The following is a 7,623-nucleotide window of genomic DNA, read 5'->3' as shown; positions in this document are numbered from 1 at the left end:
GGGGTGCCGCCACGGCCCACGGGGCCGCCCGGTCCGCCGTGGCTTCCTTGGCCGCCGTGGCCGCCCGGGCCTCCGGGGCCTCCCGGGCCGGTGCGGCCGCCGGAGCCGGCGCTGCCGGACGACTCGGGCAGCTCGTGCCGGTCCCGGCGGTCGTGACGGTCGGGGCGCTCATGCCGGTCGTGACGGTCCTGCCGGTCGTGCGACTGCCGGTCCGAGTGCTGGTCGTAGGGCCCGCGCTCCTGCGGCGGCTGCGAGCGGTAGTCGTGCTGCGGCTGCTGGGGCGGGTTCGCGTACGGGTCGCGGTCCGGGAAGCCGAGGCGGGGCTGCTGCCAGCCGTAGTCGTCCTGGGGCTGCTGGGGCCAGGCGCCGGGGCGCTGGTAGTCCGGATAGGCGGGGCGGGCCGTCGGCAGCTGGTCGGGGCGTCCGTCGGGGCGCCCGCCGTGCTCGTCCCCCGGGCGGCGGCCATAACCGTCGTACGTGTCATGCCCCTGACCGGAGGAGGACTGTTCGGGCTCCTCGTAGCGCGGCGGGTGTTCCTCGTACCGCGACGACTGGTCCTCGTACCGGGACTGCTGGTCGTCGTAGTCGCCGTACCGCGGCTGCTGCTGGACCGGCGGCGCGGGCGGGGCCGGGGGCTCGCCCACGGAGTCGTCGACCGTGATCGCGATGCGGATCGGGCGGCCGCACTCCCGGCTCAGCGTCTCGCTGACGACGGGGGCGAGCCTGCCCTCCAGGACGCCCTTGGCGAACTCGTTCGGCACGGCGAGCAGTGCGGTGTCGGCGACGAGCGCCAGCGGCTGGCAGCGCTTGATCCAGTGCTCGTCCTTCGCCTCGACGCCCTGCCCTCGCCCCTCTCCCAGAAGTTGTTCCAGAACCCGTGGCCACACTGCGGCAAGATCGGCAGGTACGTCAGCCACAGGGCACGCTCTCTCATGGGTCCCACGAAGGTGTGGTTCTTGGGACGGATAGTGACGGAAGTCGGGAGGGGCAGAGGGAAGGGAACGACTCGGAGTTCAGCCACGGTAGTCAGGGCGACGGGTGCGGTTCAAGTTGTTGTCCACAGGCTGTGCACAGTGTCTCTCGAAGGCCGCTGGTTTGACCGGATGGCGTAGCCCCGCGTACCGTAACCAGGTCGAGTTGTCGATGGCTGCTGCCGCCTGCCTCCGATGGGCAAAGATCACGATCTGTGATTGTGAAGCGGTGCACTCGGTGCGTATACGCGAGCTTCTCGTGGGCGCACGGTGACAGCCAGGCGATGCCCCGCCATCACACACATCATTTCTGGAGCCCCCGAGTGAGCAAGCGCACCTTCCAGCCGAACAACCGTCGTCGCGCGAAGACCCACGGCTTCCGGCTGCGTATGCGCACCCGTGCCGGCCGCGCCGTCCTGGCGTCCCGCCGTAGCAAGGGTCGCGCCCGCCTGTCCGCCTAAGCGCAATTAGGTCATGACGTCGTGCTGCCTACCGAGCATCGGCTGAGGCGGCGCGAAGACTTCGCGACCGCGGTACGACGGGGTCGTCGGGCTGGCCGCCCGCTTCTCGTCGTCCATCTACGCAGCGGTGCAACGGACCCGCACGTGCCGGGGGAGAGTGTTCCCCCGACACGTGCGGGTTTCGTCGTGAGCAAGGCCGTGGGTGGAGCCGTGGTCCGCAATGCGGTCAAGCGCAGACTTCGCCACCTCATGCGCGACCGACTGGCCCTGCTGCCCCCCGGTAGCCTGGTAGTCGTACGAGCGTTGCCCGGCGCGGGTGACGCCGACCATGCACAGCTGGCCCGAGACCTGGACGCCGCTCTGGAGCGGCTGCTGGGAGGGGGCGCGCGATGAAGTACCCGCTGCTGGCGCTGATCAAGCTGTACCAGTGGACGATCAGTCCACTCCTCGGCCCAGTCTGCAAGTACTACCCGTCGTGCTCCCACTACGGCTATCTGTCCATCGATCGGCACGGCGCGATCAAGGGCACAGCGCTCACTGCCTGGCGCATCCTGCGGTGCAACCCGTGGTCGCTCGGCGGTGTCGATCATGTACCGCCGCGCAAGCGCCCGCGGTGGCACGAGATGCTGCGCGCCGCCTGGCGCGAACGCAAGGGCGGGCCCTCCGCCGCTGGCGTGCCGTCGGGAGACCTCCCCCCGGCTCCCGTGAGCCCGGCCGCCGAGACCCCGTCCCATGCTCAAGGAGCTTGATTAGTGGACACGATTGCCGGTTTCTTCAGCTTCATCACGACACCCGTCTCCTGGGTCATCGTGCAGTTCCACAAGCTGTACGGTGCGATCTTCGGCCCGGATACGGGCTGGGCCTGGGGCCTGTCGATCGTGTCGCTGGTGATCCTGATCCGCATCTGCCTGATTCCGCTCTTCGTGAAGCAGATCAAGGCGACCCGGGCCATGCAGACGCTGCAGCCCGAGATGAAGAAGATCCAGGAACGCTACAAGAGCGACAAGCAGCGTCAGTCCGAAGAGATGATGAAGCTGTACAAGGAGACGGGCACCAACCCGCTCTCCTCGTGCCTTCCCATCCTGGCGCAGTCGCCGTTCTTCTTCGCGCTGTACCACGTGCTCAACGGCATCGCGTCGAACAAGAAGGTCGGCGTCATCGACCAGCAGCTGCTGGACAGCGCACGTGACGCCCACATCTTCGGTGCCCCGCTCGCGGTGAAGTTCACGGACAGCGCTGACAAGGTCGCCTCCCTGGGCGCCTCGATGACCGATGTGCGCGTCGTGACCGCCCTCATGATCATCCTGATGTCGGCGTCGCAGTTCTTCACCCAGCGCCAGCTGATGACGAAGAACGTGGACACGACGGTGAAGACGCCGTTCATGCAGCAGCAGAAGATGCTGATGTACGTCTTCCCCGTCATGTTCGCCGTCTTCGGCATCAACTTCCCGGTCGGTGTCCTCGTCTACTGGCTGACCACCAACGTGTGGACCATGGGTCAGCAGATGTACGTGATCCGCCAGAACCCGACCCCGGGCTCCAAGGCCCAGGCCGCGTACCTGGAGCGTCTGCAGAAGCACATCACGGACACCAAGAAGACCCGCAGCCGTGGCCAGGTCCGCGCCGTCAAGGCCATCGTCGCCAAGGGCCGCGACCGCAACGAGTACGAGCGCAAGTTCATCAACGGCCTGAACAAGGCCGGCCTCGCGGCCCAGGCCGACGGCACGGTCATCGTCAGCGAGACCGTCGCAACCACCACCGAGGACGGCGCTCCGGCCGCCGGTGGCGCGCCCAAGCGGCAGCAGCCCAAGCGGCAGAGCAAGTCCAAGCGTCAGGCCGCCCCGACCACGGCGGCCGCAAAGACGGACGCGGGCTCGAAGACATCGCTGACCAAGTCCGAGGACGAGCCCGCGGACAAGGCCGAGGGCAAGGCAGCCGAGCCTCAGGACGCCACGAAGAAGGGCACCGAGAGCAAGGGCAAGTCCGGAGCCTCCGGCGGCCAGCCCGGCCAGGGCACCCGCAGCAAAGCCAAGTCCGGACGCAAGGGCCAGCAGCGGCCCAAGCACCCGTCCAAGAAGTAGAAGGAGTCCATCCCGTGACGGAAGGCACCACCACCTCCGCCGCTGCCGAGGTCGGCGACACCCTGACCCGCCTCGAGCAGGAGGGTGAGATCGCGGCGGACTACCTCGAAGGTCTGCTGGACATCGCCGACCTCGACGGCGACATCGACATGGACGTCGAGGCCGACCGCGCCGCGGTGTCGATCATCAGCGACGCCGGCAGCCGCGATCTGCAGAAGCTGGTCGGCCGTGACGGTGAGGTCCTGGAGGCGCTCCAGGAGCTCACCCGCCTCGCGGTGCACCGCGAGACCGGCGACCGCAGCCGCCTGATGCTGGACATCGGGGGCTACCGCGCGAAGAAGCGTGAGGAGCTGTCCGAGCTGGGCGCCAAGGCCGCAGCCGACGCGAAGAGCTCCGGTGAGCCGGTCAAGCTCAAGCCGATGACGCCCTTCGAGCGCAAGGTCGTGCATGATGCGGTCAAGGCCGCCGGCTTGAGCAGCGAGTCCGAGGGCGAGGAGCCGCAGCGCTTCGTCGTGGTACTCCCCGCCTGATCACACGCGTTGCCCCCGGCCCCGTCTGTTCGCAGGCGGGGCCGGTCTTTGTCAGCCTGATAGTCAGCGATCCAGTGCGGTACGGAAGGACGGTCCCCGTGACGGAGGCAGCGGAGCTCCCCCCGGCGCCGGAGCAGGCGCGGACAGTTTTCGGTGAGCGGTTCCCGGACGCGGTCCGGTACGCGGAGCTGCTGGCCGAGACGGGGGTGCAGCGCGGCCTGATCGGCCCTCGTGAGGTCCCCCGGCTGTGGGAGCGGCACCTGCTGAACTGCGCGGTGCTGTCCGAGGTGGTGCCCCAGGGCGTGACGGTGTGCGACGTCGGCTCCGGTGCCGGGCTGCCCGGCATCCCGCTCGCCCTCGTCCGTGACGACCTGAAGATCACTCTCCTTGAGCCACTGCTGCGGCGTACGAACTTCCTGAACGAGGTCGTCGAGCTGCTCGGGCTCGACCATGTGACGGTCGTCCGCGGTCGCGCCGAGGAAGTCCTGGGCAAGCTGCCGCCCGTTCATGTCGTGACGGCACGGGCCGTGGCCCCGCTGGACCGGCTCGCGGGCTGGGGCGTACCGCTGCTGCGTCCGTACGGGGAGATGCTGGCCCTCAAGGGCGACACCGCCGAGGAAGAGGTCAAGGCGGCCGGAGCGGCCCTGAGCAAGCTCGGTGCGGAGTCCGTCTCTGTCGTGCACGTGGGCGAGGGCGTGGTGGAACCCCTGTCCACGGTGGTGCGGGTCGAGGTCGGCGAGAGCCCGGGCGGTGTGCGGTTCGCGGCCAAGCGCGCCAAGGCCGCCCGGACGGGACGGACTCGACGCCGTCGCTGATCGCCATCGTGGGATCGAGCGGCCCCGTCGCTGATCCGTCCTGACGACGAGCCGTACTCCACAAAAGCTGCCAAACGTACGCATACCGGGGTGTCGCACCAGCGGCACCCCGGTCGCCGTGCATCGTGTTTCACGTGAAACGTCGCTCACTGCTGCATGGCATCATCAGTCGCGGCCGCGCTGCGGAACCTCGCGAACGTCGGCCACTCGGCTCCCTCGACAAGGGCACGGAGTTGTCCACAGAGGGGGATTCGTCCACAGAAGACCGGGCCTCGCTGGTTCACGACCCCGAAAGCATGGGAGGCTCTGTTCATTGCGAGCCTGAAGTCGAGGAGAGTGAATCCTTGCGGTCCGACGCCAACATCGCGGGACCGATGACCGATCCGGTCCCCGGTCCCCGTACCGAGTCGGCGGGGGAGGATGTTTCACGTGAAACACCGAGCCCGATGGACGACACCCCCATCGGTCGCGCCGCCCAGTTGGCGGTGGAAGCCCTTGGCCGTGCCGGCGAAGGGCTGCCGCGACCGGAGCAGACCCGAGTCATGGTGGTCGCCAACCAGAAGGGCGGAGTGGGCAAGACGACGACAACCGTCAACCTTGCCGCCTCGCTCGCCCTGCACGGCGCGCGTGTCCTGGTGGTCGACCTCGATCCGCAGGGCAACGCCTCCACGGCCCTCGGTATCGACCATCACGCCGAAGTCCCGTCCATCTACGACGTGTTGGTCGAGAGCAAGCCTCTCTCCGAGGTCGTCCAGCCGGTGCCGGACGTCGAGGGACTCTTCTGTGCCCCGGCGACCATCGACCTCGCCGGCGCGGAGATCGAGCTGGTGTCGCTGGTGGCACGGGAGAGCCGACTGCAGCGGGCGATCCAGGCGTATGACCAGCCCTTGGACTACATCCTCATCGACTGCCCGCCGTCGCTGGGGCTGCTGACGGTCAATGCCCTGGTGGCCGGTGCGGAGGTGCTGATCCCGATCCAGTGCGAGTACTACGCGCTGGAGGGCCTCGGCCAGCTTCTGCGCAACGTCGACCTGGTCCGGGGGCACCTCAACCCGCTCCTGCGCGTGTCGACCATCCTGCTCACCATGTACGACGGCCGGACCCGGCTGGCATCACAGGTGGCGGACGAGGTGCGCAACCACTTCGGCGACGAGGTGCTGCGCACGAGCATCCCGCGCTCGGTGCGCATCTCTGAGGCGCCGAGCTACGGCCAGACCGTGCTGACCTATGATCCGGGCTCCAGCGGTGCCCTGTCGTACTTCGAGGCGGCACGGGAGATCGCGCTCCGCGGAGTCGGCGTGCACTACGACGTGCAGCACGCCCACGCGGGCAACCAGAACGAACAGCAGAACCTGACGGAGGGGATCCAGTGAGCGACCGACGGAGAGGGCTGGGCCGTGGGCTCGGCGCTCTGATCCCTGCGGCTCCTACAGAGAAGTCGGCTGCCCAGGCCGCGGGCGGAGCCTCCACCTCGCCCTCGTCCGTGCCGTTGCTCACCGCCGAGCGGGGTGTGGCGGCCGCGAAGGTGGCGTCCCTCCCGCAGAACCCCGTTTCACATGAAACGGAGGAGCCGGTGAACGGCGTCGCGGTGCAGGAGCCGACGAGCCCGGCCGGCGCGCACTTCGCGGAGCTTCCCCTCGACTCCATCACGCCCAACCCGCGCCAGCCGCGTGAGGTGTTCGACGAGGACGCCCTCGCGGAGTTGGTGACCTCTATCAAGGAGGTCGGCCTCCTCCAGCCCGTCGTCGTACGGCAGTTGGGGCCCGCGCGCTACGAGCTCATCATGGGCGAGCGGCGCTGGCGCGCCTGCCGTGAGGCGGGCCTGGAGCGCATCCCGGCCATCGTGCGCGCCACGGAGGACGACAAGCTCCTCCTGGACGCGCTCCTGGAGAACCTGCACCGCGCCCAGCTGAACCCGCTCGAAGAAGCCGCGGCATACGACCAGCTGCTCAAGGACTTCAACTGCACGCACGACCAGTTGGCAGACCGCATCGGGCGCTCGCGTCCGCAGGTCTCCAACACGCTGCGGCTGCTGAAGCTTTCGGCGACGGTGCAGCGGAGGGTCGCCGCCGGTGTCCTCTCCGCGGGCCACGCCCGTGCGCTGCTGTCCGTGGAGGACGCGGAGGAGCAGGACCGGCTCGCCCACCGCATCGTGGCCGAGGGCCTCTCGGTGCGTGCCGTGGAGGAGATCGTGACCCTCATGGGGTCGCGTCCGCAGAGCAAGCCGAAGGCGAAGGGCCCGCGGGCCGGCACGATCGTTTCCCCGGCGCTGACCGGTCTCGCTACGCGCCTCTCCGACCGGTTCGAGACGCGGGTACGGGTCGACCTGGGCCAGAAGAAGGGCAAGATCGTCGTCGACTTCGCCTCGCTGGAGGACCTGGAGCGCATCCTCGCCACGCTCGCCCCGGAGGAGGGCCCGGTCCTCAGGAACGGGCTCGCCGAAGCAGAGGCTGAGGCCGAGGGCAGCACGGAGGACGAGCGGGACTGAGTCCCCCGCGTTGCCCGGGCAGTCCCCGCGATCCGCGGACCGAGTCCCGTGAGCGTCCGTGAGAGCAGGTCGTGTCCGGTGTGTGCCGGAACACGGCCTGCTCTTTCCTTTCTTACGGTATCGAGGCAATCCCATCGTGGATACGATGCGATCAGGTATGGCGCATCCACCTGACAGCACCTCTTAGGGGAGGCGGGGGCCATGCGATCGGTGAGCCGCACAGGACTGGTGACCGCCGGGCTCGGCCTCGGCGCGGTCGGCGGGTTCGTCGGCAGCC

Annotated in this window: 9 protein-coding genes; 8 read left to right on the top strand and 1 reads right to left on the bottom strand. The window is 68.9% G+C overall.

Annotated features, from left to right (window positions below):
• Nucleotides 1–917 (bottom strand): chromosomal replication initiator protein DnaA (locus STRAU_RS32455; RefSeq protein ID WP_472980060.1); only part of this gene is annotated, 917 nt, incomplete at its 3' end.
• A gap of 377 nt (nt 918–1,294) precedes the next feature.
• Here STRAU_RS32455 and rpmH point away from each other — a divergent pair.
• The 8 genes from rpmH to STRAU_RS32415 all read left to right on the top strand — a co-directional run bounded on the left by rpmH (nt 1,295) and on the right by STRAU_RS32415 (nt 7,346).
• A complete protein-coding gene (gene rpmH, locus STRAU_RS32450) occupies nt 1,295–1,432 on the top strand; it encodes a 50S ribosomal protein L34 (protein ID WP_016644655.1) in 138 nt (45 codons plus the stop codon).
• Nucleotides 1,433–1,453: 21 nt separating this feature from the next.
• Nucleotides 1,454–1,825: a ribonuclease P protein component gene (gene rnpA, locus STRAU_RS40905; RefSeq protein WP_078621672.1), complete on the top strand. Its 372-nt coding sequence runs from the start codon at nt 1,454–1,456 to the stop codon at nt 1,823–1,825.
• Nucleotides 1,822–2,181, top strand: coding sequence for a membrane protein insertion efficiency factor YidD (gene yidD, locus STRAU_RS32440; RefSeq protein ID WP_016644653.1), 360 nt, complete (start codon nt 1,822–1,824; stop codon nt 2,179–2,181). Before rnpA ends, yidD begins: the two co-directional genes overlap by 4 nt.
• A gap of 3 nt (nt 2,182–2,184) precedes the next feature.
• Nucleotides 2,185–3,513, top strand: a complete 1,329-nt coding sequence (yidC, locus tag STRAU_RS32435; RefSeq protein ID WP_016644652.1) for a membrane protein insertase YidC — start codon at nt 2,185–2,187, stop codon at nt 3,511–3,513.
• A 14-nt stretch (nt 3,514–3,527) separates the two neighbouring features.
• Nucleotides 3,528–4,043 carry a Jag family protein gene (locus STRAU_RS32430; protein ID WP_016644651.1) on the top strand — a complete coding sequence of 172 codons (516 nt, stop codon included), beginning with the start codon at nt 3,528–3,530 and terminating at the stop codon, nt 4,041–4,043.
• Between the two features lie 98 nt (nt 4,044–4,141).
• A complete protein-coding gene (gene rsmG / locus STRAU_RS32425; protein ID WP_016644650.1) occupies nt 4,142–4,858 on the top strand; it encodes a 16S rRNA (guanine(527)-N(7))-methyltransferase RsmG in 717 nt (238 codons plus the stop codon).
• Between the two features lie 296 nt (nt 4,859–5,154).
• Nucleotides 5,155–6,231 (top strand): ParA family protein, encoded by a 1,077-nt coding sequence (locus tag STRAU_RS32420; protein ID WP_078621670.1) that lies wholly within the window; start codon nt 5,155–5,157, stop codon nt 6,229–6,231.
• On the top strand, nt 6,228–7,346 hold the full coding sequence (locus tag STRAU_RS32415) for a ParB/RepB/Spo0J family partition protein (protein WP_037663343.1): 1,119 nt from the start codon (nt 6,228–6,230) through the stop codon (nt 7,344–7,346). Before STRAU_RS32420 ends, STRAU_RS32415 begins: the two co-directional genes overlap by 4 nt.
• Nucleotides 7,347–7,623 lie beyond the last annotated feature (277 nt).

The sequence above is a fragment of the Streptomyces aurantiacus JA 4570 genome (assembly GCF_000414115.1).
Taxonomy (GTDB): Bacteria; Actinomycetota; Actinomycetes; order Streptomycetales; family Streptomycetaceae; genus Streptomyces; species Streptomyces aurantiacus_A.
This window is presented reverse-complemented; position numbering and strand designations above follow the sequence as displayed.